Here is a 23,265-nt window from a genome sequence, read left to right as displayed (position 1 = left end):
CGTCGTCTCGACTTGTTTCAAACGTGTTAATAAGAGAGGCCTCGTGTGGGTCTCTCTTTTTTTAGAGGTTGATATGAGTATTGCAAGTCAGGTGAGCGGTTTTATTTTCGGTTCGGAATGTCTGGGGTGCGGCAAGGCGTCGGGGGGTCTAGACCCCTGGCTTTGTCCGGAGTGTGTGGATGAACTGGCTAGGGAGATGAAATCCTATTCCAGCCCGAAGGAGGGGGTGTACTGTCTTTTCCCGATGCGGTCGTTGACCCGTAATTTGGTGCATGCCCTGAAGTACAAGAGCATTCATGGGATGGCGGCCTATCTTGTGCGGCGCTCGGCGGCGGTGCGGGACGGCGCTGTGGGACAGGAGTTTGCGCTCTTGCCCCATCCGCTGTATTTTGTGCCGGTGCCTCTTCACAGGGCTCGTATGCGGGAACGCGGGTATAACCAGGCGGAGCAGATTGCCGCGGCTCTTGCCTTGGTGACCGGAGGCCAGGTGTGCCGCTGGCTGAAGAGGCGGACCTTCGTGATGTCGCAGACGAAACTTTCTAGGGAGGCTCGCGAACGTAACGTGATGGGGGCTTTTGTGGCCCGTTTGCCAGAACGGCTGCCTGAGGGTGGAACCGTTATTATTGTGGATGATGTCTACACGACCGGGTCGACGACTTCGGCCTGTGTGGATGCGCTGGGAGTGGATTTCCCGCTGCCCCTTAAGGTGTGTACGCTGCTGTACGATGAACCGATCACGGCCGTGGCTGATTTCGTGGCGGATAATCGAATGGACTGGAATTACCGATAGGGGCGGTCAGCCGGCTTCGGGGTCAAAAAAAAGACCGTCGAGGTCTTCTCGAACGGTCTTCTTTGGAGCGGAGGAAGAGGGACTCGAACCCCCAAGCCTTACGGCGGCGGTTTTCAAGACCGCTGACTTACCAATTAGCCTATTCCTCCAGGGGTGGGCAAAGGATAGAAAAATTTGGGTGTTTCCGTCAACAATTCCTGTGATTATTTGAAAATCTTTAGCTATTTTTACATCGTATGACGGAGTTTGATTCAAAACAGGCGATAGAATCTCAGAGAATTCTGGAATTGCTGTTCTCTTACATGCCGAAGATCGCGGCTGAACGTAAGATGGACAATTTGCTTGTATTGATGGCCGATCTTGGCCGTTCCATTGTTTCGGCTGACCGTTGCTCCCTTTGGCTTGTGGATGATGAAAGAGACGAACTTTGGACGAAGGTGGCCCATGGTGTCAGCGAACTCCGGATTCCCAAGACTGCTGGCTTTGTAGGCTGTTCCGTAACTACCGGCGAAGCTCTGCTCATTAAGGACGCCTACCTGGACTCCAGGTTTGATAGTCGTACTGACCAGAAAACTCACTACCATACCAAGTCAGTGATGACTGTACCCCTGAAGGATTCTACGGGGCAGGTGATGGGAGTGTTCCAGGCGATTAACAAGCAGGGCGGGACTGTGGATGAATTTTCTGAACAGGACCTGGAACGTCTGAGGCTGACTGCTGTATATTCCGCGAAGACTGTGGAGTCTGCCATGCTGACTGCGGAACTGGAAGCGACCCAGCGTGAAATTATTCATACCTTGGGTGAGGCTTCTGAATACCGTAGCCAGGAAACGGGTGACCACATTTTGCGTGTGGCTGAGATTTCCCGTAAGTTGGCCGAGTATCTCGGACTGCCGCCGGATGAGGTTGAACGAATCCGTCTGACGGCTCCCCTCCATGACTTGGGTAAGATTGCCGTGCCTGACGCTGTGCTGAATAAGCCAGGCCGCCTTACGGATGAAGAATACGCCGTCATGAAGACTCATGTGGATCTCGGCTACAGGATGCTCTGTAATTCTAAGAGAAAGCTGCTGCGCTATGCGGCCGATGTGGCTCGCTCCCATCATGAACGTTGGGACGGACAGGGCTATCCTCTTGGTTTGAAGGGGGAGAGTATTCCTCTGGCTGCTCGTATTTGTGCCGTGGCGGATGTGCTGGATGCCTTGTCATGCTACCGCTGCTATAAGGCCCCGTGGCCTGAAGAAAAGGTGAAGACCGAATTTGCGAAGATGAAGGGTTCCCAGTTCCAGCCGGAAATTGTTGATGCTCTGCTTGAACATTGGGACGATATCTATTCTTGTTACCGTTCCCAGAATGCAACTATTGACGTCGACGCCATTGACTATCGCAGATAATCGGGCTGGGCGTTAACGGATTCTTTGAATAAATTGTTTATGAATGGGCGGACCTCTGGCAGGTCCGTCTAATTTTTTTTAGTATATGGGGAAAATGAAAAAGACCTCAGCTTTCGCTAAGGTCTTTTTTCGTGGCACCGGTCAGAGTTGAACTGACGACACGCGGATTTTCAGTCCGCTGCTCTACCAACTGAGCTACAGCGCCGTTTTGATGTGCCCAAATATAACTCAATCTGTGAGTCTTGTCAAGGGTAAATAAGATATTACCGACATTTTTTCCTTTTTTTTTAAGAAACTTCTAAATTTAATGCCAGGTGTTGAATGTAGGGGCCGAATTTTTGGGATTATTTCGGCTTTTGTTAAAGAATTAAAAGGTAGCGATGTGTTTCTGGGAAAATCGTTAAAAGGTTTTGCAGCATTTTGCTGTTTTGGTCTGGTATTGAATGGAGTTATCGCTTGCTCCGACGATAGTGCTTCTGCAGAAGATGATAAGAAAGGTAATACTACCGTAATCGTAACCCCTGATGGTGATACTACGACTGTTGTTATTGGCCCCAGCGGCGATACCAGCGTGGTGGGGATTGATTCTATCCGTGTAGTTACTCCCGAAGGCGATACGATCATTAAGCTAGACACGGCTTACTATCCGGCTGACACGACTCTTCGCTGGGTTGGCAATTCTGCCCTGGTGATTACGGAAATTGCTCCGGTGAACTTGGACTGGCTTGACGAAGAAGGTGGCGACCCGGGTTGGGTTGAAATCTATAACGCTGGCGGAACCGAAGCAAACCTGAAGGGTTATACCCTTGTAGAAAACAGGAAGAATGCCCGTAAGTGGTTCTTTGGTAACGTAGTGTTGAAGCCCAAGCAGTTTACCACCGTATTCTGCGACAAGAAAAACCTGAATGAAGTGGCTGGAACTGATACCCTCAACAGGCATTATCGTGTCCATACCAACTGGAAGTTGGAAAAGGATGGCGGTACCGTATACCTGATTGACCCTTACTATGGAATTCGTGACTCGGTAACTTATCCGGCATTGACGGGTAACGTAAGCTGGGGTATCGTGGACGGTGGCGCCTGGAAGATGTTTGATGTTCCCACTCCGGAACAGCCCAACAACCAGTCTACTGCCTACGATGGCTATGCACCTACATTTTCTTTTGATGGCGCTCAGGGCGGTTTCTATAACGAACCTGTGACATTGAATCCGCCCTCTGTTAGCGGTGGACTTTCTGTGCGCTGCACCCAGGATGGCTCTATTCCCACGAAGAGTTCCCAGGAATTTAATAGCCCCATCGTAATTGACAAGAATACAGTCTTGCGTTGTGCCGCCTTTAAGGATGGTTTGTTGACCAGACAGGTTGTTACCAATACTTACTTTATTGGTGAACAGGTGAAGATGCCTGTGGTGTCTGTGTCCGTAGCCCCGGAATTCTTTACGAAGTACTATAAGAAGACTAACGGTGGCGAACCCGATATGGATAATGACCAGATGTATGCACCCAACAAGGCTTATCCTGATGATTCTGGTGAACTTCCTGTTCATGTGGAATTCTACGCCGAAGGAAGCAAGTCTAGCAAGAAGGCCTGGGAAATTGATGGTGGTATTTCTCTGATGGGTGGCTGGAGCCGCATGGAACGAAAGAAGTCTGTGGCCATTGTCATGCGTGAAGAATATGAAGCTGGCTGGCTTGAATATCCTTTGTTTGAAACCCGTAAGGATAAGAATAGCAAGTTCAAGGGCTTTAACCTCCGTAACAACGGTAACCGCTTTGTGGCTGACTATTTTGCCGATGCTGCTGGCGGTGCCATCCTTGAAGGCAGTGGCGTTGATTACCAGCGCAGCCGCCAGGTGGTGGTGTTCTACAATGGTACATACTATGGCATCCACGATATGCGTGAACGCTACAACAAGAACTATGTAGAAACAAACTATGGCATCGATGCCGGCTCCGTGAACTTTATTAAGCACCTGAATAAGACTGTAACTGCGAGCAACGGCACCGAAGCTGATTACCTGGCCATGCTGGCCTTTATCGGTGGAAACGACATGACCGTTCCTGAAAATTATGAAGCGGCCAAGACTCTCATCGATATTGGAAACTTTGCCGATTATATGATTGCAGAAATGTACATTCATAATGGTGACTGGCCCGACAATAACGTTCGCGCCTGGAAGTCTCCGGAACAGCCCTGGAAGTTTATGGTCTATGACCTTGACCATGGTTTTGAATGGGATTGGTCTGTTTCTGGTTTCAGCCAGTCTACAAATATGTTCTCCTGGGTAAAGAAGGGTGGCAAGAATGGTTGCGCTTCGGCTGCAAATAATTGCTTCGCCTCTCTGTACAACAGCCTGATCAAGAATGCTGACTTTAAGCGTCTGTTCGTTAACCATGCCTCTGTGATGTTCGGTACCTACCTGAATGGAAGCAATGTGACGGAAAAGGCTAAGTTCCTGGCCAACATGCTTGATGCATCTGACGTTGAAAGGGATATGTCTGTTGAAGCCTATAAGGAAAGAAGAAACAGCTATGGTCACTCCTTCGACCCCTATGGCGAAAAGCTTGGCCCCTGGGCTTCTGAACGTGACGCTACTGTAAGGAGCGAATATACAAGTGAATTTGGTCTTTCTGGAGACATTTCCCTGACTATTTCTGCAAATGGTAGCGGTACTGTGTTGATGGAAGGCATGAAGCTTCCGGGCAACGGTTCCTATAAGGGCAAGTTCTTTGGTGGTATGAATATGGAATTGACAGCCGTCGCAACGGGAGGCGCTGTGTTCAGCGGCTGGAGCGACGGTTCTACCGACAATCCCCATATCATTACACCTACCGATGGCATGACCATTACGGCTAACTTCAAGTAATTGCCGGCGGGCGATCCCGTGGCTTACATTTGAAAGGAGTGCGGCTCACGTTTGTGAATCGCACTCTTTTTTAATTTCTAAATTTGAAGTATGAGAAATCCTGAAGACAAGAGCTACGTTCGCAAGATGTTTGACGAAATTTCGGGGCGTTATGATTTTTTGAATCATACCCTCAGCTGTTTTCAGGATATCCGTTGGCGCAGGGTCTGCTGTAAGGAACTAAAAAAGTTGCGTCCGGGCAGGCGGTTGCTGGACCTGTGCGGTGGTACCGGCGATTTTGCCGTGACCTACGAAAAGTTTAATGGCGTGCAGGACGTGGCGATTCTCGGGGACTTTTCTTACGGAATGCTCCGGGGGGCTGAAGGCAAGAATACGACCGCGGTTCCTGTCCAGCTGGATGCCATGAAGATGCCCTTTGGCGATGCTTCCTTCGATGTGGTGCTGAATGGCTTTGGTATGCGAAACTTGCCTAATGCCGATGCCGGCCTGAAGGAATCGGCCCGCGTGCTGAGCCACGGAGGCTACCTGCAGGTGCTTGAGTTTTTCGCTCCGCGGAATGCGTTCAACAAGTTCTTCTATAAAGTTTTGGCGCCTATGTTCATTCCTGTAATGGGGGCGCTGTTCAGCAAGCATGATGCCTATGAATATCTGGTGAATTCCGTGCTGCACTTTTTGCCGGTAGACGAATTTGTGAAGCTGGCCGAAAAGAACGGGTTTGAACTGGTCCATGTGAAGCCCTGCTTTTGGGGCGTTGCCTATCGCGTTCTTCTGAAGAAAGTTTCTGCGGATGGATCTGCGGCGGGGGCGGTCAAGTGAGCCGTTATATTCTGGGCGTGACGGGTGCCAGCGGCGCTATCTATGCGACCCGCACTGCAATGCATCTCAAGAAACTGGGGCATCATGTGACGGCCCTGGTGACTTCCCCGGGTTGCGAAGTGGTGGCCTACGAGGGGCAGGAATCTCTGTACGATTACTGCGATGAACTTCCTGGCGTGAATGATTTTTTTGCGGAATGTGCCAGCGGTAGCGCCGATTATGCAGGCATGGTAGTGGTGCCCTGTTCCATGGGAACTTTGGGGAGAATGGCGGCAGGTACATCTGACAATTTGTTGGTCCGTTCGGCGGATGTATGCCTGAAGGAACGCCGCCCTCTGATTGTGGTTCCGCGGGAGATGCCCTATAATTTAATCCACCTGGAAAATATGGAACGTCTGACTCGCGCGGGAGCGGTTGTGATTGCCGCGAGCCCCCAGTTCTACAGCAAGCCTACGACGATGGAGGAACTGGTGGATACGGTGGTGGCGAAAATTTTGAAACACCTGGGAGAAGAAACGAAAATTGTAGAACCATGGAAGAAAGTTGATGTTTAAGAAAATTCAAGAATTCGGTCACCTGGTTCGTTTGAGTCATTCGCTGTTCGCCATGCCTTTTGCGCTGGGATCCATGTGGGTGGCTGCAAATGGTTTCCGTGATATGAGTTGGCAGGAGACTGCCCGCATCGTGGTGCTTATTGTGCTTTGCATGGTGACGGCCCGTAACAGCGCCATGAGTTTTAACCGCATTGCCGATGCAGATATCGATGCCAAGAATCCTCGCACGGCCAAGCGCCACCTGCCCGATGGACGCTTGAGCAAGAAATCGGTGATTGCCTTTTTGGCGGTAAACGGCGTTCTGTTCGTTCTGTTTGCGGCGCTGTTGCAGCCTCTGGCCGGTTTGTTGGCCTTGCCTGTGTGGCTATTGCTGTTGTCCTATTCCTACTGGAAACGCTTTAGCTGGCTTTGCCATTGGTTCCTGGGATTTGCCATCGGCATGAGCCCCCTGGGTGCCTGGATTGCTATCCGAGGCGAATTCGCACTGTTCCCCATTTTCTTGCTGATGATTCTGATGCTCTGGATGGGTGGCTTCGACATTATCTACGCCACACAGGATGAAGAGATTGACCGCCAGATGGGATTGCATTCCGTGCCGGCAAGATTTGGCCGTAAGCGTTCCTTGCAGATTGCCTTCTGGAGTCATATGGCCATGCTTGCCCTTTGTGTGGCTTTCGGCTTTATTTGGCAGATGGGTGTAGCCTGGTGGGCTGTAACGGCCCTGATGGCTGCCGCGGTATTTTATATTCACTTGTTTAGAAAGTCTGACGATCTGGATGCGATGAACCGTGATTTCTTCTTGGCCAATGTCACCATCAGTGTGTTGGTCATGGTGGGTCTCTTCGTCTGGATTTTAATGGGAGGCGATGTCAATGTCCTTTATTAGTGGTAACGGTCCGAAGAAGTTTGATAACGAAGACAAGATCAAGATGTTTGAACGTCTGGGTTCCCTGGGAGCCGTCCTTGCACTGATTATCATCCTGATGATCGAGAGTGGAAAGTTCGAGGCTTACCAGAATTTGCTGGACATGGGGCTCACTGCCATGATCGTGGTGCTGGCAGTGGCGCTGGTCGGTAGCGTATTCTTTAAGACAAAGAGAAGGTAGGGCTCGCAGTCCCTGCCTGGGCTGGACGATCAGATTTCAAGGTCGGCGGAATAGACAGTTTCGATCTTTCCGTCATCGGTTTCGAATAGTAGACTTCCGTCGGGTTGCATGTCGAGAATGCGGCCCGATTTTTTGATGGAGCCTGCGCCGCTGTCGCGGTTTTCGTCGGTGCAGTTGTTGTTGACCACGATGGTGCCCCGGGCGCCGATGAACTGGTCCATCTTGCGCCAGGCTTCAATCCAGGGAGAAAGTCCGAAGGCGCGGAACTGGCCTATGGCACGCTCCAGGTTACCTACGAGGGCCTGCAGTAATTTTTCGCGGTTGATCTGGCGGCCGCCTGCGATTTCTTTTAGGGTGGTGACGGGGCGGTTTAGAAAGGCGTAGTTTGCGGGATCGCTGTTGACGTTGATGCCTACGCCCATGTTGACTGCGGGTCTGGGCGGTTGGCGCTTGCCGTCTACGGTTTCGCCGGGTACAAAGACGATTTCTGCCAGGATGCCGCAGAACTTGCTCTTGCCGCAGAGGATGTCGTTGGGCCACTTGACGGTGACGCGTCCCAGCTGCGGTGCGGTGCCGGATTCGTCCTGGATGTTGCGGAAAGTTTCTGCGAAGGTGAGAGCGGCGACCTGAGTGATTTGCGGTGCCTTGGAGAGGGCGATTCCCTCTAGCGGAATCAGGATGTTGAAATAGAGGTTCTCGTTGGCGGGGGAGGCCCATGTGCGTTCGTGGCGGCCTCGGCCTGCGGTTTGCTGGTTGGCGACAACGAGGGCGCCAGGCTGTATTTTGCCCGTGGCTGCCTGCTGTTTCATAAGAGAGTGTGTACTCTCGACTGTCTCCAAAAGGTATGCGTTCTGGCCGGCGAAGCCGGTCAGTTTCCAGCGGTCAAAATTTGGTTCCGTAGAAAACATTCTTACTGAGCCTTGGGCTCGTCTTTCTTGGAATCGATTTCTGCCTCGACCAGGTCATCCTTTTTCTGGTCTTCCAGCATCTTCAGGGCCTCTTCGGGGAAGATGGCGAAGTATTCACGCTTCTTGTCTTCGAAGAGCTGCAGCAGTCGTTCCTGTTCGAATTGTTCGCGGTCGATGTTCTGCATAAAGAATTCGTCGCGGGCGAAATCGCGGGTGGTCATCATCTTCTTGATGTCTTCGGAAAGGTCCACCTCATCCCACAGGATGTAGTAGGAGCCTACCATGCCATCGGCAAAGATGTCCACGTTCAGCGTCACGGCGTTGTTCTTGGTGGAGTCGACCAATTGCACCTGGGTTTCGCGCTTTTCGGGGCGGAACACATCTACGTCGTTTACAGGTTTAGAAAGATCCTGGGCCCAGAGGAGGCTTGCCAGGGTCACTGTAAACAGAGAAATTTTGAAAGCAGGGCAATTCATGTTCATAATATACTTACAAACGCAATCGAAAAGAGGGGTGTGCAAAAGTTTGTGCGAAAAAATACACGAAGACGTTGCCTGGATACGAAAAATCCTCCGGATTGGAACAGGAGGATCCGATTTTTTTGGTAAAACCGCAGGTATCTAGGGCTACTGGGCTAGAGGCATCCAGGGCTTGACTACGTCAATGGAGGTCAGCATATTCTGGCGGACTCGGCGGATGGCTGCAGCGGCGATCATGGCGCCGTTGTCGGTACTGAGGCTGCGGTCGGGAACTAGGAACTTGATTCCGTGTTTGCCGCAATAGTCTTGCAGTCGGGTGCGGAGCCAGGCGTTGGCACTGACACCACCGCCCATGACCAAAGTCTTCATCTTGGTCTTCTTGAGGGCGTTGATGGTCTTGGTCACCAGGCTATCCACGATGGCGTCTTCCAGGGAGGCGCAAATGTCGCCCAGGTTCTGCTGGATGTATTCCGGATCGTGAGTTTCGGTATAGCGCAGCACGGCGGTCTTCAGGCCGCTAAAGGAAAATTCGCAGTTGTCGTGGGAGCGGAGGGCTCGGGGGAATTCGACGAACTTGCGGTTGCCATTGGCACCCAACTTGCTGATGGTGGCGCCTGCAGGGTACTTGAGACCCAGAAGCTTTCCGCACTTGTCGAAGGCTTCGCCGGCAGCGTCGTCGCGGGTGCGTCCGATGCTTGTGTACTTGAATCCCGGTTCTTCCAACACCAGTTCCGTGTGGCCGCCGGATACCGTAAGTGTCAGGAAGGGCGGCTCGATTTCGGGGTGGCTCAACCAGGCGGCAGCCAGGTGGCCTTCCAGGTGGTTGATGCCGTAGGCGGGAATCTGCAAGTCGCGGGCAAGACCCTTGGCGAAGCTTGCGCCCACAAGGAGAGGTCCCATAAGGCCCGGGCCTGTGGTGTAGGCGATGGCGTCGATGTCTTCCATCTTGATGCCTGCTTCCTTGACGGCGGCTTCGGCGACGGGAACAATTTTCTGCAGGTGGGCGCGGGCTGCGATTTCGGGAACCACGCCGCCATAGAGGGCGTGTTCGTCGATCTGGCTGTACAGCGGGTTGGAAAGCACTTTCAGCGGGTCATCCTGCAAGATGGCGCAGGCTGTTTCGTCGCAGCTGGATTCAATTCCAAGCCAAATCATGGTGTGGCCTCCTGGACTGTTTCTTCGGGATTCTCGGTGACGGCCGGCTTGACTTCTACCTTGTTCAGGCGAACCTTTTCGGGCTTGATCTGGATAGCCTTGATGGACATTTCGCGGTTTACGCTGGGGGGCAGCGTAAGCTTGACGGTGGGGGCCAGGCTGTCGGCGTCTTCAATTGCAAATCGGTTGAATTCCAGTATCAGTTCGATGTCCTTTGACGAGATGGAATCCAGTACCTGTTCGCCGCCGGTAATTTCTACGGATACGGTGTCGGGGTTCAGGGAGTAGATCTTCTTGTCGAAGAAACCAATCAGGCTGACGGGAATATTCTGGAAAGTCTTGCTGTCCATCTTCTGGATGTTCACGGCGATGGTCACTGTGGAATCGCTTGGCTTTACGAAGGATGGAAGAGATGCGAAATTCAGGGGGACTTTGAACTTGCCGCTCTTACGGAGGGTATCGTAGTTGACAGAGTCTGTGGGAATGTCGATAATGCGGGTGAGGGCATTACGGGCGCCGGAAACCTTAAGCTCTTCGGGGAGGATGGCGGGATCGTCGGCCAGCAGGTAACCCTGGGCGGCGTTGAAATTTACGTTAGACTTGATGGGAACGTTACGGACGATGCGGGTGTCGATTTCCAGGTCGATAAAGATAAGCTGGTTGTCGGGTTCCACAAAGCGGATGTCGGGGAATCCGGGGGCCACGAAGTTGTGGGCGTCCAGGTGGATTCGGGTTCCGCCTAGTTCGGCGTTCTGCAGGTCTACCACCATGGCTACGGAATTCTGTTTGTCCTTGTTCATCTGGTGGCGCAGACGGATCAAATCCCAGGACTTGCCTTCTACGGTAATGTGCAAGGTGTGGGGCGGTTTAGAGGCGATGGCCATGTTCTCGTGAAGTTTCACGAAGTGCAGGGGAACTTCCATGGAAAGCTGGAAGTCCTTCTGTGAAATGACAAGAAACCAGAGGGCTATGCCAAAGACTAGTGCTGTTATCTTTATTACGATATTTCCCATTGTCGCCCCGTAAAGAACTCTTGAAAATTTAGTTATTATTCAACCCGTGCTTGGACAACTCGGCTACTTAATATCAGAATCTTTTAGAGGAATGAGGCAACACCGTACGGTGATCTTGCCTTCGTTGGTCACAATCTTTCTCTGTTCCCTATTGCTTTCGGCTTCCATCACCGTTTTGGGTGGTGTTGTGCGTCTGATGTCTACGGAGCGGAACCTGTATGCAATCGAGGCTTTCCTGCCCGAATCCCTTTCGATGGATTCCATAAAAGTTATACAGACCCGCCTGCAGCATACCAAGCATATCGATTCCGTTTCCTTTATCAGTGCCGATTCCGCCCTGGCGGATTTCCGCAACCATTTCTCGGGTGAGATGCTGGACCTTGTGGAAGGGAACCCCATTCCTCCGTTTTTCAGGGTGACCCTGGATGAGGCTAGCCAGAATCCTGCCGACCTGGTGACTTTGCGGAATGCCCTGGCCCAGGAAGAATTTTTCGAGGAAGTCCAGGCGCCTGTGGAATGGGTTGAAAAATTTGCGGCCTGGAAATTCAAACTGGTTTTCTGGCCCGTCTGTATTAGCGTGTTGCTGCTGGTGACGCTGTCGCTGATCATCTGTAATTCCGTTCGCCTTTCGCTGTTCTCTCGCCAGCTGCTGGTAGAGAACATGAAGTACGCCGGCGGAAGCTATTTCTTTATCGAGTTCCCCTTTGTGCTGCAGGGCGTGATTCAGGGCCTTGTGGGTAGCGGTCTTGCGGTGATCCTCTTGATGACACTGGTCAATTCCGTGACGCAGGCTTTCCCGATTGTCTGGACTTACCTGGATGGGCTGGGTCTTGTCTTGGCGCTGGTGGTCTTGCTGGTGACGGCCCTGTCGGGTTATTTCAGCTTTAGGACTGTTCGCCGGTTCCTGATGGTCAAGCGTAACGAACAGGAATAGGGCTTCATGCGTTTTTTGGTCTTGCTGTTGTGCTTTCTGGTGGGTGTAGGCTTTGCCGCTCCCAATGGAAAGGCTGCGCCTGCAAAACCTGCTGCGAAATCTGCGCCTGCAAAACCTGCTGCTTCAAAACCTTCGGCCGGTAAGCCGGCCGCCTCAAAGTCTGCGGCTCCTAAGGCGGTCACCAAAAAAACAGACGCCCAGATCAGCGAACAGAAAAACGCACTTAAGAAACTGGAGTCCGACCTGGCCAAGAAACGTCAGGAACTGGCTCTCCTTGAAACCGAAGAGAAGGGCGTGCTGAACACGATTTCTCTTCTGGACCAGAACTTGAACCAGACTCGAACTTACATCAGCGAACTTTCCAAGAGCGAGAACATGCTGGAAAGCGCCATTGTTCAGCTGGAGGCCGATATCGATTCCCTTGACCAGAAGATCGAGGAACGAAAGGAGGCCATGAAAAAGAGAATTAGAACTTTGTATGTAAATGGACGCGCTAACGAGGCGAAGGTCCTTTATAATCTTCTGACTCAGGAAGGCAACCCTGATCGACAGGTGTACTGGGTACATCGAATTTTGAATCAGGACCAGCAGGAAGTGGAAACCTTGCAGCAGCTGGTTTATGAACGTGATGAAAAGAAACAGCAGTCCACCGACCATCTGGCTGATTTGAAGAAAATGCGCGACAAGAAAGCTGCCGAAGAAAAGGGTCTCGTGAGCCAGATGTCTGGTCAGGAACGGATGTTGAAGTCCCTGAAGCAGGACCAGAATATGCAGCGCCGCGCCCTCAAGGAATTTGAGCAGAACCAGAAGACCATGCTGGCCTTGATCAAGAAGCTGGAAGAGCGTCGCAAGAAGGAAATCGAGGCGGCCAAGAAGGCCGAAGCCGAACGCAAGGCAAAGGAAAAGGCGGGCAAGTCTAAGGGCAAGAAGTCCGAGAAGAAGGATACGAAGACGGTGTCCAAGCCCAAGGTCGTGGTGGCCGAATCGGTAAAGGGACCTAAGTGCAGACCTTTGAAGGGTGACGTCATCAGTAATTATGGTCTCCAGGAACATCCGGTGCTTCATATCATGACTCGCAATTTGGGTGTAGAAATCCGTGGCAAGCGTGGCGAAATGGTGAAGGCTGCTTCTGCCGGTACCGTGGTCATGGTCTCCGAAATTGACGGTCGCGGCCCCTCCGTGATTATCGAACATCAGGGCGGAACCTATTCCGTGTATGGTCATATGAAGTCTATTCGCGTACAAGAAGGCAAGGAAGTCCGAAATTGCGAAGAAATTGGCGAGGTGGGCGACGTTGCTTCCTTAAATGGAATTAAATTGTACTTTCAAGTTAGCGAAGGGACTCAGACCGTGGATCCCCTTCAGTGGTTAAAGCAGTAAATAAAGCAGTAGATGATTGAATATATTCTAAATGGCCCCGCCTCCCAGGAACGTGCAAGGATCCGACTGATGTCGGCTCTCCGTGAGAATCGTTTCCCGCAGTCAATCCTGATTGACGGTCCTGCCGGTATCGGCAAGAAGGCTCTGGCCATGAAGCTTTCTCAGGCTCTGCAGTGCTCTAACCCTGACGAACGCCCTTGCGGCCACTGCTTTGGCTGCCGTATGGCGATGGACAGCGGCGATACCAATAGCTGGGTTATTCCCCTGGATACCAAGGAAGCCCACTCCAAGAGCGGTGCCGACGTTTCTGCCGGCAGTACCGCCAAGACTGTAGAAGATATTAAGAAGGGCTACATCGAGGAAATTCAGAAGAACCCTTACCGCGTAGACCTTTTTGGCCCTGCCTCCTTTATTTCGGTGGATCTGATCCGTTCCATGACCGGTGGATTCGCCATGAAGGGTGACCGAGTCCGTGTGGTGATCATTGCCGAGGCGGACCGCATGAACGAGGCGGCCAGCAACGCCTTCCTGAAGACTTTGGAAGACGTTCCCCCCGATACCTATTTCATCTTGACCACGTCTTCCCGCGAGAAGATGCTGCAGACCATCCGTTCCCGTTGCCTGGCCCTGCACCTGCTGCCCCTGACCGATGCCGAGGTCCGCAGCGAATGTGCCCGGGTTTCTGCCGGCGAGGTTTCCGAAGAGGAACAGGATGAGGATAGCTTTAGCGAAGGTGTTGAAATTCCCGACGATGTGGTGGGCCTGGCTGTAGGCTCACCGGGCAAGGCTCTCTACTATGCCAAGCGGAGCAAGACTTGGTGCAAACTTGCCGCCGAATTCGTCCGCAAGTCCCTGTTGCAGGACTACACCGACCTTTTTATGACTTTGAAGGATGCCGAACTGGATGAGGCCTACGAGGCCAACCGATTCCTCGAAGTTCTTTCCTTCCTGATTGCGGACCTGATCCGCCTGGTGGCTGGTGCGCCTTTGCGCTTGCCCGAGACCACGGCTAACGTGGGTATCGAGAACTTCCCGCGGGTAGATGCCACCGCCCTTGAACTTTCACTGGTTGCAGTCCAGGAGACCATGTCCCGCATCGAGTCCCGCCGCGTGACCGCCTCCATGTGTCTGCAGAATCTGGCCCTTAAACTTTTCGAGGGCTATAAATGACTTTTGGCGTAACAGAAGAACGCCTGGCGACGTCTATCTCGCACAGCCTCAGGATCCCCCATGTGGTGGCCCGATTCCTGGTGGCCCGCGGAATTACTTCTGCGGCCGATGCCCACCGCATGCTCTGCGGTAGCAAGGATGATGTGCTGGACCCCTTTGGAATCATGGGGATGGAAGACGCAGTCAACTGGCTTCTGGATGTGCGCGAAAAAGGTGGCAAGGTTTTCGTCTTTGGTGACTACGACCTGGACGGTATGACTGCCGTGACCTTGATGACTCGTGCCCTGGCTGAAATCGGCATGGAGTCTGACTGGCGCCTGCCTAACCGCTTCGGTGATGGCTACGGCCTTTCTATGTCGGCGGTAGACGAGATGTACGAAGCTGGCGCCCGCTATGTGGTGACTGTCGATACGGGTATTACCGCCAACGCCGAAATTGCTCACGCCAAGGAACTGGGAATGGCGGTCATGGTGATCGACCATCATCAGCCTTCTGGCGATGGCCTCCCGGTTTGCGATGTTCTTCTGGATCCCCATCAGGAAGGCGATACCTACCAGAACCCTGAACTTTGCGGCGTGGGTGTTTCCTATAAGTTTGTCTGTGCTCTGTACTCCAGGCTCGGACGTCCCGTTCCCGAAAAATTCCTGGACCTGGTGGCTCTTGGAACTCTGGCCGACCTGGTTCAGATGACTCCCGAGAATAGATGCTTTACCAAGGCTGGCCTCAAGAATCTTGAGAGCAGTAGCTGGCCCGGCCTTCAGGAAATGTATGGCAACTTGATGAAGCCCCACAGCGCCGTGGGCGGCATCGACGTGATGTACAAGTTTGCCCCCATCCTCAATGCCCCCGGTCGAATGGAACGTCCGGATCCGGCACTTAAGCTTTTGCTGAGCCCCAACAGAGCCAGCGCCAATGCCCTGCTGGCGGAACTTCGCGACTGGAACGCCCGCCGCAAGCAGAAGGAAGCGGAAATCACCGAGATGGCCATGGAACAGGTTCGCGCTGTCTATGGCGAACGTATTCCCACCGTGATTGTGGTGGCCGGTGAAAAGTGGCATGTGGGTGTGATCGGTATCGTGGCTGCCAAGCTGGCCCAGGAATTCCACAGACCCTCCGCCGTCATGTCGGTTTGTGATGGTATGGCCCACGCCAGTGCCCGCGCTGTTCCCGGCTTTAACTGGCACAAGGCCCTTTTCGAATCCAAGGATTTGTTTGACCGTTGGGGTGGCCACGCCAACGCCGCCGGCTTCTCTCTCCCTGCCGACAAGGTGGATGAACTCCGCGCCCGTCTGGAACGCTCTGCCGAAGTTCAGGGCTACACCGGCGAAGAGGAATTGCAGGAAGAAGCCTACCCCTACGATATTGAAGTTTCTCTCCACGAACTTGAAGTGGAAGCTGGACAGTACATGCCCACCAAGGGAATCCCCTTCGCCCAGAACCAGATGCTGCGTCCTATGATCACGGTGCTGGACTTCTTCGATATGATGGAACCCTTCGGCGGTAACTTCCCGTCTCCGACCTTCCGTGCCGCCGGCGTCCGCGTACACAGGATGCGTGAACTGAAGGGCGGACACCTGCAGATGGATATCTCCCAGGCGGGTAGCCGCGTGTTCCCGGCCATCGCCTTCGGCCTCCGCAAGAACAAGAACTTGCTGACTCGCGGTGAACTGGTCTCCGTGGTTTTCGAACCCACCTGGAACTACTTCAACGGCAAGAAGACCCTGCAACTTTGCATCAAGGCCATCGAGTAGCACTGGATCATGCGTAACCTTCCCCTGATTTTTTTGGCATTTGTCATTGCCGTAATGGTGGTTGCCCTCCTGCGCATCCAGCAGGCTCCTGCTCCCATCGTGACCATCATTCCCGCCGAGCCCGCTCCCGTTAGCCCCATGGCCGGTTACACGGGCCGCATGGTCATGCCTTCCATCAACGACATCTACGTTCTCGAGAATACGGCCAACCGCGACCTGAACCAGATCGCCCAGTATATCCAGGGCCGTGCCGCAGGCCTCCACTGGCTGGCTGCCGAACACTTCAAGGCCAAGAAGAAATCCCGCAAGAAACCCAGCCGTCTGCAGCCCCTGTCCTCCGAGGGCGACATCCTCATGGGCATCAAACTTTCCCTAGATTCTCTGGGTCAATTCGAATCCCAGATCCTCTTCAGCAACGTCAACGACGAAGCTTTGAACGCCCTGGTGCAGCAGCATATCAGCCAGTTCTGGCGCTACAGGAAGAGCGCTGGCGGTCGCTTTGAAATGTGGGCCCCCTTCGTCTGGAAACAGGACTGGAGCCCCTTCGTGGCTAAGTGAATCAAAAAGGCTGAGCATTCCGCCCAGCCTTTTCAAATACGTCAAACTTTAAATAAACGTTGGAATTACTTTGCCTTCAGAATAGAAAGCAACTGGTCGGCCTTCTTTTCGATCAGGATGAAGGCTTCGAACATGCGGGCTTCGCGCCACTTGATCAGGTACTTGGCACGCCAATCGTCAGCCACCATTTCGGTGTCTTCGTGACCGCCGTCCTTTTCCTTTTCGTTCTGATACCATTCTTCCTTCTTGATTTCGCGGATCATGTCGCCCAGTTCGGCGGCGGGCTGCAGGGAGCCCTTGCACAGCAGCAGGGCGCGCAGGTTGTCCAGAAGGATTTCGTCGGTAGGTTCGTCGGCGTCGTCACGGGCACAGTCCCAGATTTCGCCACGGTGGCGTTCCGTCCAGCCAATCAGGTGCTTCTCGGTGCGCTGAAGTTCGCCCTTGGCAAGCTTCTCTTCCACCGCTTCGCGCGGGTAGTAAATGCTGTTCGGATAAAAGTCGATCATGTTGACCTCGCTACCTTTTAAAAGTTAGCTCATTAATGCCCGGGGCGGGACTTGAACCCGCACGAGGTTGCCCCCAAGGGATTTTAAGTCCCCAGTGTCTACCATTCCACCACCTGGGCTGGTGTGAGCGTAGCGCAAATATATAAAAAAGCGGGGCAATGCAGGCTGTTTTTTTAGCTACATTGGGTTTTATGAAGAAGTTAATCCGTAATACCCTTGTTTTTCTGGCCCTGAGCCTGTTTGGATGCCTTTCCGCCTTCGCCTATGATGGCGACATGGACGAATACCACGAGTTCAAGGAAGACCTGGCCCTGGTCCGCGACAGCTATGTCCAATGCGTCAATATGGTGGCCGACGAGAATCCCGAAAAAATCGGCGGCAGCTGGCAGACCCTGGAATTCGAGGCTCCCCAAACCGCCTACGTAAAAATCGATGAAGTGGCCGGCGGCTTCAAGATCAAGGGCACCCATGGCGCCTACAAACTGGACGTAGAAGTCCGGGTGAAACTGAACCAGGAAGGCGACATCAAGTACGAAATCAAGCACGGCAAGGGCAGCAACGCCCCCGGCAAGGAAATCGCCAGCGAAGTATTCCGCTAGTTTTTATTTTGTTCGCAGAATAGAACTGCATACTATAAAAAGAACATAAAAAAGAAAAGGTCGAGCTGAATGCCCGACCTTTTTTAACACCGACCTTGGTCGGTGTAGATGACTCATAATTCTTACTTCACGATGAGCATCGAATCATCCCAAGCCTCATGCTTTTCGAAGCCCATGAGGTTAGCTGTGGTTGCTGCCAGGTTGGACAGACCCCAGTTGCCTTCCTTGAGAGAGAGCTTGCCGCCGGTAACGTTATCGTACAGGATGCAGGGAACCTTGTTCAAGGTGTGGCTGGTCTTAGCCTTGAAGGAACCATCCTTGTTCACCTTGGGCATGCCGGTCTTCTTGTCGATTTCGTACATTTCGTCGGCGTTACCGTGGTCAGCGGTAATGAGAGCAACACCGCCGGCTGCGTCGATCACCGGGAGGAGACGGGCGAGGCCGATATCCACAGCTTCGATAGCCATGGTAGCAGCACGGAAGGAACCAGTGTGGCCCACCATGTCGCCGTTGGGGTAGTTGCAGCGGAGCGTCTGGTACTTGCCGCTCTTGATAGCTTCGATCATAGCGTCGGTCACTTCTGCAGCCTTCATCCAGGGGCGCTGTTCGAACGGAACGACGTCGGATTCGATTTCCAGGTAGGTTTCACCGTCGAACTTGCTGGAACGGTTACCGTTCCAGAAGTAAGTCACGTGGCCGTACTTCTGGGTTTCAGAGCAAGCGAACTGCTTAACGCCAGTTTCTGCGAACCATTCGCCGGAGGTTTCCTTGATTGCCGGAGGAGGAACCAGGAAGCGGTTGGGGAGCTTCAGGTCGCCATCGTACTGGAGCATGCCGGCGTAGCAGACCTTGGGGAAGCGGACGCGGTCAAATTCATTGAAGGATTCTTCTTCGAAGGCGCGGGTGATTTCGATAGCGCGGTCGCCACGGAAGTTGAAGAACACCACGGAGTCGCCATCGTTGATGGTGCCCACGGGCTGGCCGTTGGCAGCGATTACGAACGGAGGAAGATCCTGGTCGATTGCCTTGGTTTCGCCACGGAGAGTTTCGATAGCCTGCTTTGCAGATTCGAACATGCGGCCTTCGCCCAGAACGTGGGTCTTCCAGCCGAGTTCAACCATCTTCCAGTTGGCATTGTAACGGTCCATGGTGATCTGCATACGGCCACCACCGGAAGCGATGCAAACGTCGAATTCAGAAGAACGGAGTTCAGAGAGGAACTGTTCGAAGGGTTCGACGTAGTCCAGAGCGGAAGTTTCAGGAACGTCACGACCATCCAGGAGGATGTGGATACGAACCTTCTTCACGGCTTCCTTCTTAGCCTGGGCCACCATGGCCTTCAGGTGAGAAATGTTGGAGTGAACGTTACCGTCGGAGAAGAGGCCGATGAAGTGGAGCACGGAGTTCTTTTCACGAACGTTGGCGGAAATTTCCTTCCAGGCGTCGCGGCCGAAGATATCGCCAGAAACGATTGCGTCCTGAACGAGAGCTGCACCCTGGTTGTAAACCTGGCCAGCACCGATAGCGTTATGACCGACTTCGGAGTTACCCATGTCTTCGTTGGTGGGCATACCCACGGCGCGTCCGTGAGCGTTCAGAAGAACGTTGGGGTACTTGGCGAACAAGGCGTCCAGAGTGGGCTTACGAGCAGCGGCAATAGCGTTGCCCTGTTCGTTGGGGTTGAAACCATAACCGTCCATCACGATAGTGACAACGGGACCCTTGATACCAGGGAAGTTGGAAAGCTTCTTAAGCATAGTTTACTCCAGTTATGCCCGGACCTTCCGGGCGCGTTAAATCACGGCTAAAAAATAGAAAAATGTGGGGTACAATAAAAGGCTCCCCGCCTAAACGGGAAGCCCTTAAAAGGAGAAATTCGCTAGGAATTACTGTGCAGGCTTGTAGAGCTTGATAGAGAAGGAGTAGTCGTTGTTGGTCAGCTTCTTGTAGGAGGTTTCGGTTGCGAAGCCCAGTGCGTAGAAGCCGCCGGCAGCGGTCTGGATGACATAGATCTGTTCTGCACTTTCGATCATGTTTGCAAAGCTTGCGTTTGCAATTGCACGATACGGGAAGTCGCTCTTGTAAGCCAAGGTGCGGTTGTTTGCAGTTTCGGGCCAGTAGCCTACGGAGTAGTCTGCATCCAGCTTGCCGAACATAGCGCCGTTGCCGCTAGACATGGTGATGTCGCCATTTGCTGCGGTGAAGATGACGTCGGCGGTTGCTGCAGAAGCAGCGTCCACTGCAGTGCAGGTTGCCAGGTCGAGACCCGGAGCCATGTTGGTAGAAAGTTCAACCTGGCAGTTGGTCATGGGAACTTCTTCGACTACGGCTTCAGAAGAAGAAGATTCCGGTTCGCTGGTTTTGCAGAAAGATTCAGGACGGTCGAAGGTGATGAACTGGTTGGAAACCTTGTCGTTGCCTTCGGTATCGACAGCGGAAACCTTGACGACCAAGGTGTAAGTGCCGCAGCCGACCGGGTCAAGAGCGGGATTTGCAAGAGAAATGGAAACGCCGGCGGAGTTGGCGGAGCCCAAGTCGATCATCTTGGTGGGGAATCTGACTTCCTGGTGGTCGGTCAGGTCGCCCAGAGATCTGTAGCTTTCGCCCGGAACCACGGTACCGTAGGCCACGTCATAGGAAATGGCGGTGAAGCTGATATCGGTGGCTTCGCCGGTCTGCTGTGCGCTCAGGTCGATGTCGAAGTTGCCGCTAAAAATTACTTCGGCGTTGATACCGATGCCTCTAGTTCTGGAACCCAGGTTGGTTGCGCTGATAGAAATATCCTGGGTGGCGTCGGCGCTGGCGGAGCTGCCCGGCTGTTCATCTGCAGGTGCGCCGCTACTGGAATCATCACCGCAAGCGATGAGGCCGAAAGCGCCCATGGTAATCACGGAACCCATCATAAGGGTCTTTGCGAAATTAAAAGTCATATAGATTCCTCTCTCTAAATGTTTTTTGCCCATTGAAAATACACAAAAATATTCCAAAACGGACTAGGGGACCTATTAAATAGGTGTAAAAAAACGTGAAAATATTGTGAATTCAGGCTAAAAAAGCATACTAAAAAGGGTTCCGCAGGGGGTAAAATCACTTTCCCAGGTCGCGGATCAGGTCGCGGAGACGGGCTGCCTCCTCGAAATCCAGCTTGGCCGCGGCGGCCTTCATCTGCTTTTCCAACTCCTCGATTGACAGGTCGCTTCGCTTTGAGGTGTGAGGTGGCTTTGCTTTCAGGTTCGAGGATTTTTTGGGTTTGCCCATGGGGGCACCCTTGAACAGGGGGACATCCCCATCTTCGTCGTTGTCGGCGAAACCGTAATCTGCGTCGAAATCCGGGTCCTCGGCTGCCTTGGGAGTCTTGTCGCCGCGCCACAGGTCCATCAGCGGATCGTTGATGACCAGGTCCCCTTCCAGCTTGCGGCTGACGGACTTTGGCGTAATACCGTGTTCCTTGTTGAATTCCTCTTGCAGGGTGCGGCGTCGGATGGTTTCGTCGACGGCCTTCTGCAAACTGTCGGTCATGTTGTCGGCGAACAGCAATACGGTTCCGTTTACGTTACGGCTGGCGCGGCCCATGGTCTGGATCAGGCTGCGGTAATTTCTCAGGAAGCCTTCCTTGTCGGCGTCCAATATAGCCACCATACTGACTTCCGGAAGGTCCAGACCTTCACGCAGAAGGTTGATTCCCACCAGCACGTCGAACTCACCGGTTCGCAGCCCCTTGATCAAATCGTGACGTTCCAGGGTCTTGATGTCGCTGTGTAAATATTTGGCCCTGATGCCCGCTTCCACAAAATAGTCCGTAAGGTCCTGGGCCATCTTCTTGGTCAGCGTTGTAACCAGTACGCGGTCTCCCTTCTTCACCACTTCGTCAATACGGTAAAGCAGAACGTCCATCTGTCCCTGGATGGGGAACATCTCGATCTTCGGATCCAATAGGCCGGTGGGGCGGTTAATCTGCTCGGCCACTACGCCACCAGTCTTTTCAAGTTCGTATTCCCCCGGGGTGGCGCTGACGAACAGCACCTGCTTGGGGTACATATATTCGAACTCCTTGAAATTCATGGGACGGTTATCCAATGCGCAGGGCAGACGGAAACCGTAGTTCACTAGCGTGGTCTTTCGGCTCTTGTCGCCTTCGGCCATGCCGCCTACCTGGGGGATGCTGACGTGGGATTCGTCCACCATCAAAAGCCAGTCATCGCCGAAGTAGTCGATGAGGGTAAAGGGGCGGGTGCCGGGGCCGCGGTTTTCGATAAGGGCGGAATAGTTCTCGATGCCGGAGCACATGCCGGTCTCGCGGATCATTTCCATGTCGTAGCGGGTTCTGCTACTCAGTCGGGCGGATTCCAGGACCTTGCCTTCCTTGTCCAGTTCCGCAAGGCGGTCCGTCAATTGCAACTGCATGCGCTGCAGGATTCCGGCTCGGCCTTCTTCCTTCGTGACGAAGTGCTTTGCCGGCGCGATGGTCATTTCTTCCAGCTCCTGGATGACCTCGCCGGTAATGATGTTGAAGCGCACCAGACGATCCACCTCGTCGCCGAACAGCTCGATGCGCATGCCGTCTTCGTCGTAGCTGGGGTGGATTTCGATGACGTCGCCATGGCAGCGGAAGGTACCGCGTTCCAGGCTGAAGTCGTTACGGGTGTACTGGATGCGGACCAGTTCGTGAAGCAGGTCGTCGCGATCCTTGATGTCGCCTTTTTTCACGCGGACCATCAGGTCGAAGTATTCCGCGGGGCTTCCCAAACCGTAAATGCAGCTGACGGAAGCGATGATGATGACATCGCGACGGGTCAGCAGGTTTGCCGTTGCACGCAGACGCAGCTTGTCGATTTCGTCGTTGATGCTGGCGTCTTTTTCGATAAAGGTATCGGTGTGGGGAATGTAGGCTTCGGGCTGGAAATAGTCGTAATAGCTGACAAAATATTCCACCGCATTCTTGGGGAAGAATGCCTTGAATTCCTGGTAGAGCTGGGCGGCCAAGGTCTTGTTGTGGGTCAAGATGAGGGTGGGCTTACCCACATTCTTGATGACGTTGGCCATGGTAAACGTCTTACCGGAACCGGTTACGCCAAGCAGTGTCTGGAATTGATCGCCCTGCTTGAAACCTTCGGTAATCTGCTCGATGGCCTTGGGCTGGTCGCCGGCGGCGGCGTACTGGGAAACCAGTTCGAAGTTGGCGCGGGTGGGCGCCTGGAACTGACGCAATCTGCCCGGAAGGCTCTGCTCGGGGGAGAGAACCTTTGCTATCGGTTTTGCATACGGATCCGGGGTAATTGTCTT

21 protein-coding genes and 3 tRNA genes are annotated in these 23,265 nt (G+C 53.3%); 13 read left to right on the top strand and 11 right to left on the bottom strand.

All coding sequences use genetic code 11. From position 1 onward, the window contains the following. The first annotated feature begins 73 nt into the window (after positions 1 to 73). Positions 74 to 790, top strand: a complete 717-nt coding sequence (locus MMG03_RS03590) for a phosphoribosyltransferase family protein (protein WP_073158923.1) — start codon at positions 74 to 76, stop codon at positions 788 to 790. A 68-nt stretch (positions 791 to 858) separates the two neighbouring features. Here the strand turns inward: MMG03_RS03590 and MMG03_RS03585 are convergent. Continuing rightward, a tRNA-Ser gene (locus tag MMG03_RS03585) sits at positions 859 to 939 on the bottom strand. Between the two features lie 87 nt (positions 940 to 1,026). Here MMG03_RS03585 and MMG03_RS03580 point away from each other — a divergent pair. Then, positions 1,027 to 2,184, top strand: coding sequence for an HD domain-containing phosphohydrolase (locus MMG03_RS03580; protein WP_088666277.1), 1,158 nt, complete (start codon positions 1,027 to 1,029; stop codon positions 2,182 to 2,184). A gap of 132 nt (positions 2,185 to 2,316) precedes the next feature. Here the strand turns inward: MMG03_RS03580 and MMG03_RS03575 are convergent. Next, positions 2,317 to 2,389 (bottom strand) — tRNA-Phe (locus MMG03_RS03575). A gap of 234 nt (positions 2,390 to 2,623) precedes the next feature. On the opposite strand from MMG03_RS03575, the gene MMG03_RS03570 reads away from it, so the two are divergent. From MMG03_RS03570 to MMG03_RS03550, 5 genes are all read left to right on the top strand, one after another. Then, on the top strand, positions 2,624 to 5,053 hold the full coding sequence (locus MMG03_RS03570; RefSeq protein ID WP_249505631.1) for a CotH kinase family protein: 2,430 nt from the start codon (positions 2,624 to 2,626) through the stop codon (positions 5,051 to 5,053). A 90-nt stretch (positions 5,054 to 5,143) separates the two neighbouring features. Further along, positions 5,144 to 5,869 (top strand): ubiquinone/menaquinone biosynthesis methyltransferase, encoded by a 726-nt coding sequence (locus MMG03_RS03565; RefSeq protein WP_249505630.1) that lies wholly within the window; start codon positions 5,144 to 5,146, stop codon positions 5,867 to 5,869. Beyond that, positions 5,866 to 6,423: a UbiX family flavin prenyltransferase gene (locus MMG03_RS03560; RefSeq protein ID WP_249505629.1), complete on the top strand. Its 558-nt coding sequence runs from the start codon at positions 5,866 to 5,868 to the stop codon at positions 6,421 to 6,423. Before MMG03_RS03565 ends, MMG03_RS03560 begins: the two co-directional genes overlap by 4 nt. Further along, the gene (locus MMG03_RS03555; RefSeq protein ID WP_112132205.1) at positions 6,416 to 7,309 is read left to right on the top strand and encodes a UbiA-like polyprenyltransferase; all 894 of its coding nucleotides are present in this window, start codon (positions 6,416 to 6,418) and stop codon (positions 7,307 to 7,309) included. The genes MMG03_RS03560 and MMG03_RS03555 overlap by 8 nt, the downstream gene beginning before the upstream one ends. Then, positions 7,296 to 7,529, top strand: a complete 234-nt coding sequence (locus MMG03_RS03550; RefSeq protein WP_101479859.1) for a hypothetical protein — start codon at positions 7,296 to 7,298, stop codon at positions 7,527 to 7,529. Before MMG03_RS03555 ends, MMG03_RS03550 begins: the two co-directional genes overlap by 14 nt. A gap of 29 nt (positions 7,530 to 7,558) precedes the next feature. On the opposite strand, the gene MMG03_RS03545 is transcribed toward MMG03_RS03550, so the two are convergent. The 4 genes from MMG03_RS03545 to MMG03_RS03530 form a co-directional block, all read right to left on the bottom strand. Continuing rightward, the gene (locus MMG03_RS03545; protein ID WP_263859260.1) at positions 7,559 to 8,437 is read right to left on the bottom strand and encodes a biotin--[acetyl-CoA-carboxylase] ligase; all 879 of its coding nucleotides are present in this window, start codon (positions 8,435 to 8,437) and stop codon (positions 7,559 to 7,561) included. A gap of 2 nt (positions 8,438 to 8,439) precedes the next feature. Then, on the bottom strand, positions 8,440 to 8,913 hold the full coding sequence (locus MMG03_RS03540) for a hypothetical protein (protein ID WP_249505627.1): 474 nt from the start codon (positions 8,911 to 8,913) through the stop codon (positions 8,440 to 8,442). Between the two features lie 150 nt (positions 8,914 to 9,063). Continuing rightward, positions 9,064 to 10,071, bottom strand: coding sequence for a tRNA (adenosine(37)-N6)-threonylcarbamoyltransferase complex transferase subunit TsaD (gene tsaD / locus MMG03_RS03535; protein WP_073158652.1), 1,008 nt, complete (start codon positions 10,069 to 10,071; stop codon positions 9,064 to 9,066). Further along, positions 10,068 to 11,084, bottom strand: a complete 1,017-nt coding sequence (locus MMG03_RS03530) for a YbbR-like domain-containing protein (protein ID WP_073158655.1) — start codon at positions 11,082 to 11,084, stop codon at positions 10,068 to 10,070. Before MMG03_RS03530 ends, tsaD begins: the two co-directional genes overlap by 4 nt. Positions 11,085 to 11,208: 124 nt before the next feature. Between MMG03_RS03530 and MMG03_RS03525 the strand changes: the two genes are divergently transcribed. The 5 genes from MMG03_RS03525 to MMG03_RS03505 are packed head-to-tail and all read left to right on the top strand — an operon-like array spanning position 11,209 to position 16,877. Beyond that, positions 11,209 to 12,018, top strand: coding sequence for an ABC transporter permease (locus MMG03_RS03525; RefSeq protein ID WP_249269417.1), 810 nt, complete (start codon positions 11,209 to 11,211; stop codon positions 12,016 to 12,018). Between the two features lie 6 nt (positions 12,019 to 12,024). Beyond that, positions 12,025 to 13,398: a murein hydrolase activator EnvC gene (locus tag MMG03_RS03520; protein WP_249505626.1), complete on the top strand. Its 1,374-nt coding sequence runs from the start codon at positions 12,025 to 12,027 to the stop codon at positions 13,396 to 13,398. Positions 13,399 to 13,410: 12 nt separating this feature from the next. Beyond that, complete coding sequence (locus MMG03_RS03515; RefSeq protein WP_073158661.1) at positions 13,411 to 14,568, top strand: AAA family ATPase; 1,158 nt, start codon at positions 13,411 to 13,413, stop codon at positions 14,566 to 14,568. Then, on the top strand, positions 14,565 to 16,319 hold the full coding sequence (recJ, locus tag MMG03_RS03510; RefSeq protein ID WP_073158664.1) for a single-stranded-DNA-specific exonuclease RecJ: 1,755 nt from the start codon (positions 14,565 to 14,567) through the stop codon (positions 16,317 to 16,319). Before MMG03_RS03515 ends, recJ begins: the two co-directional genes overlap by 4 nt. Before the next feature lie 9 nt (positions 16,320 to 16,328). Then, on the top strand, positions 16,329 to 16,877 hold the full coding sequence (locus MMG03_RS03505) for a hypothetical protein (RefSeq protein ID WP_073158667.1): 549 nt from the start codon (positions 16,329 to 16,331) through the stop codon (positions 16,875 to 16,877). 65 nt (positions 16,878 to 16,942) lie between these two features. Here MMG03_RS03505 and MMG03_RS03500 read toward each other — a convergent pair whose 3' ends face one another. Further along, the gene (locus tag MMG03_RS03500; protein WP_073158670.1) at positions 16,943 to 17,383 is read right to left on the bottom strand and encodes a hypothetical protein; all 441 of its coding nucleotides are present in this window, start codon (positions 17,381 to 17,383) and stop codon (positions 16,943 to 16,945) included. A gap of 36 nt (positions 17,384 to 17,419) precedes the next feature. Further along, positions 17,420 to 17,502, bottom strand: a tRNA-Leu gene (locus MMG03_RS03495). Positions 17,503 to 17,574: 72 nt separating this feature from the next. On the opposite strand from MMG03_RS03495, the gene MMG03_RS03490 reads away from it, so the two are divergent. Beyond that, positions 17,575 to 17,982: a hypothetical protein gene (locus MMG03_RS03490; RefSeq protein ID WP_139259164.1), complete on the top strand. Its 408-nt coding sequence runs from the start codon at positions 17,575 to 17,577 to the stop codon at positions 17,980 to 17,982. 122 nt (positions 17,983 to 18,104) lie between these two features. Here MMG03_RS03490 and gpmI read toward each other — a convergent pair whose 3' ends face one another. From gpmI to uvrB, 3 genes are all read right to left on the bottom strand, one after another. Next, positions 18,105 to 19,739, bottom strand: coding sequence for a 2,3-bisphosphoglycerate-independent phosphoglycerate mutase (gene gpmI, locus MMG03_RS03485; RefSeq protein WP_073158676.1), 1,635 nt, complete (start codon positions 19,737 to 19,739; stop codon positions 18,105 to 18,107). Between the two features lie 129 nt (positions 19,740 to 19,868). Beyond that, positions 19,869 to 20,912 (bottom strand): hypothetical protein, encoded by a 1,044-nt coding sequence (locus MMG03_RS03480; protein WP_249505625.1) that lies wholly within the window; start codon positions 20,910 to 20,912, stop codon positions 19,869 to 19,871. A gap of 157 nt (positions 20,913 to 21,069) precedes the next feature. Then, positions 21,070 to 23,190, bottom strand: coding sequence for an excinuclease ABC subunit UvrB (uvrB, locus tag MMG03_RS03475; protein WP_249505718.1), 2,121 nt, complete (start codon positions 23,188 to 23,190; stop codon positions 21,070 to 21,072). Positions 23,191 to 23,265: the final 75 nt, after the last annotated feature.

Source organism: Fibrobacter sp. HC4, assembly GCF_023373925.1.
Lineage (GTDB): Bacteria > Fibrobacterota > Fibrobacteria > Fibrobacterales > Fibrobacteraceae > Fibrobacter.
The sequence above is the reverse complement of the archived record's forward strand: the minus strand, read 5'-3'. Positions and strand labels throughout refer to the sequence as shown.

What these genes read in the sequence shown, in the direction of transcription:
- MMG03_RS03545 (WP_263859260.1), bottom strand. Translation starts at nt 8,437, where the DNA reads ATGTTTTCTACGGAACCAAATTTTGACCGCTGGAAACTGACCGGCTTC.
- tsaD (WP_073158652.1), bottom strand. Translation starts at nt 10,071, where the DNA reads ATGATTTGGCTTGGAATTGAATCCAGCTGCGACGAAACAGCCTGCGCC.
- MMG03_RS03505 (WP_073158667.1), top strand. Translation starts at nt 16,329, where the DNA reads ATGCGTAACCTTCCCCTGATTTTTTTGGCATTTGTCATTGCCGTAATG.
- MMG03_RS03500 (WP_073158670.1), bottom strand. Translation starts at nt 17,383, where the DNA reads ATGATCGACTTTTATCCGAACAGCATTTACTACCCGCGCGAAGCGGTG.
- MMG03_RS03540 (WP_249505627.1), bottom strand. Translation starts at nt 8,913, where the DNA reads ATGAATTGCCCTGCTTTCAAAATTTCTCTGTTTACAGTGACCCTGGCA.
- MMG03_RS03580 (WP_088666277.1), top strand. Translation starts at nt 1,027, where the DNA reads ATGACGGAGTTTGATTCAAAACAGGCGATAGAATCTCAGAGAATTCTG.
- recJ (WP_073158664.1), top strand. Translation starts at nt 14,565, where the DNA reads ATGACTTTTGGCGTAACAGAAGAACGCCTGGCGACGTCTATCTCGCAC.
- MMG03_RS03550 (WP_101479859.1), top strand. Translation starts at nt 7,296, where the DNA reads ATGTCCTTTATTAGTGGTAACGGTCCGAAGAAGTTTGATAACGAAGAC.
- MMG03_RS03590 (WP_073158923.1), top strand. Translation starts at nt 74, where the DNA reads ATGAGTATTGCAAGTCAGGTGAGCGGTTTTATTTTCGGTTCGGAATGT.
- gpmI (WP_073158676.1), bottom strand. Translation starts at nt 19,739, where the DNA reads ATGCTTAAGAAGCTTTCCAACTTCCCTGGTATCAAGGGTCCCGTTGTC.
- MMG03_RS03555 (WP_112132205.1), top strand. Translation starts at nt 6,416, where the DNA reads ATGTTTAAGAAAATTCAAGAATTCGGTCACCTGGTTCGTTTGAGTCAT.
- MMG03_RS03520 (WP_249505626.1), top strand. Translation starts at nt 12,025, where the DNA reads ATGCGTTTTTTGGTCTTGCTGTTGTGCTTTCTGGTGGGTGTAGGCTTT.
- MMG03_RS03480 (WP_249505625.1), bottom strand. Translation starts at nt 20,912, where the DNA reads ATGACTTTTAATTTCGCAAAGACCCTTATGATGGGTTCCGTGATTACC.
- MMG03_RS03565 (WP_249505630.1), top strand. Translation starts at nt 5,144, where the DNA reads ATGAGAAATCCTGAAGACAAGAGCTACGTTCGCAAGATGTTTGACGAA.
- MMG03_RS03515 (WP_073158661.1), top strand. Translation starts at nt 13,411, where the DNA reads ATGATTGAATATATTCTAAATGGCCCCGCCTCCCAGGAACGTGCAAGG.
- MMG03_RS03530 (WP_073158655.1), bottom strand. Translation starts at nt 11,084, where the DNA reads ATGGGAAATATCGTAATAAAGATAACAGCACTAGTCTTTGGCATAGCC.
- MMG03_RS03490 (WP_139259164.1), top strand. Translation starts at nt 17,575, where the DNA reads ATGAAGAAGTTAATCCGTAATACCCTTGTTTTTCTGGCCCTGAGCCTG.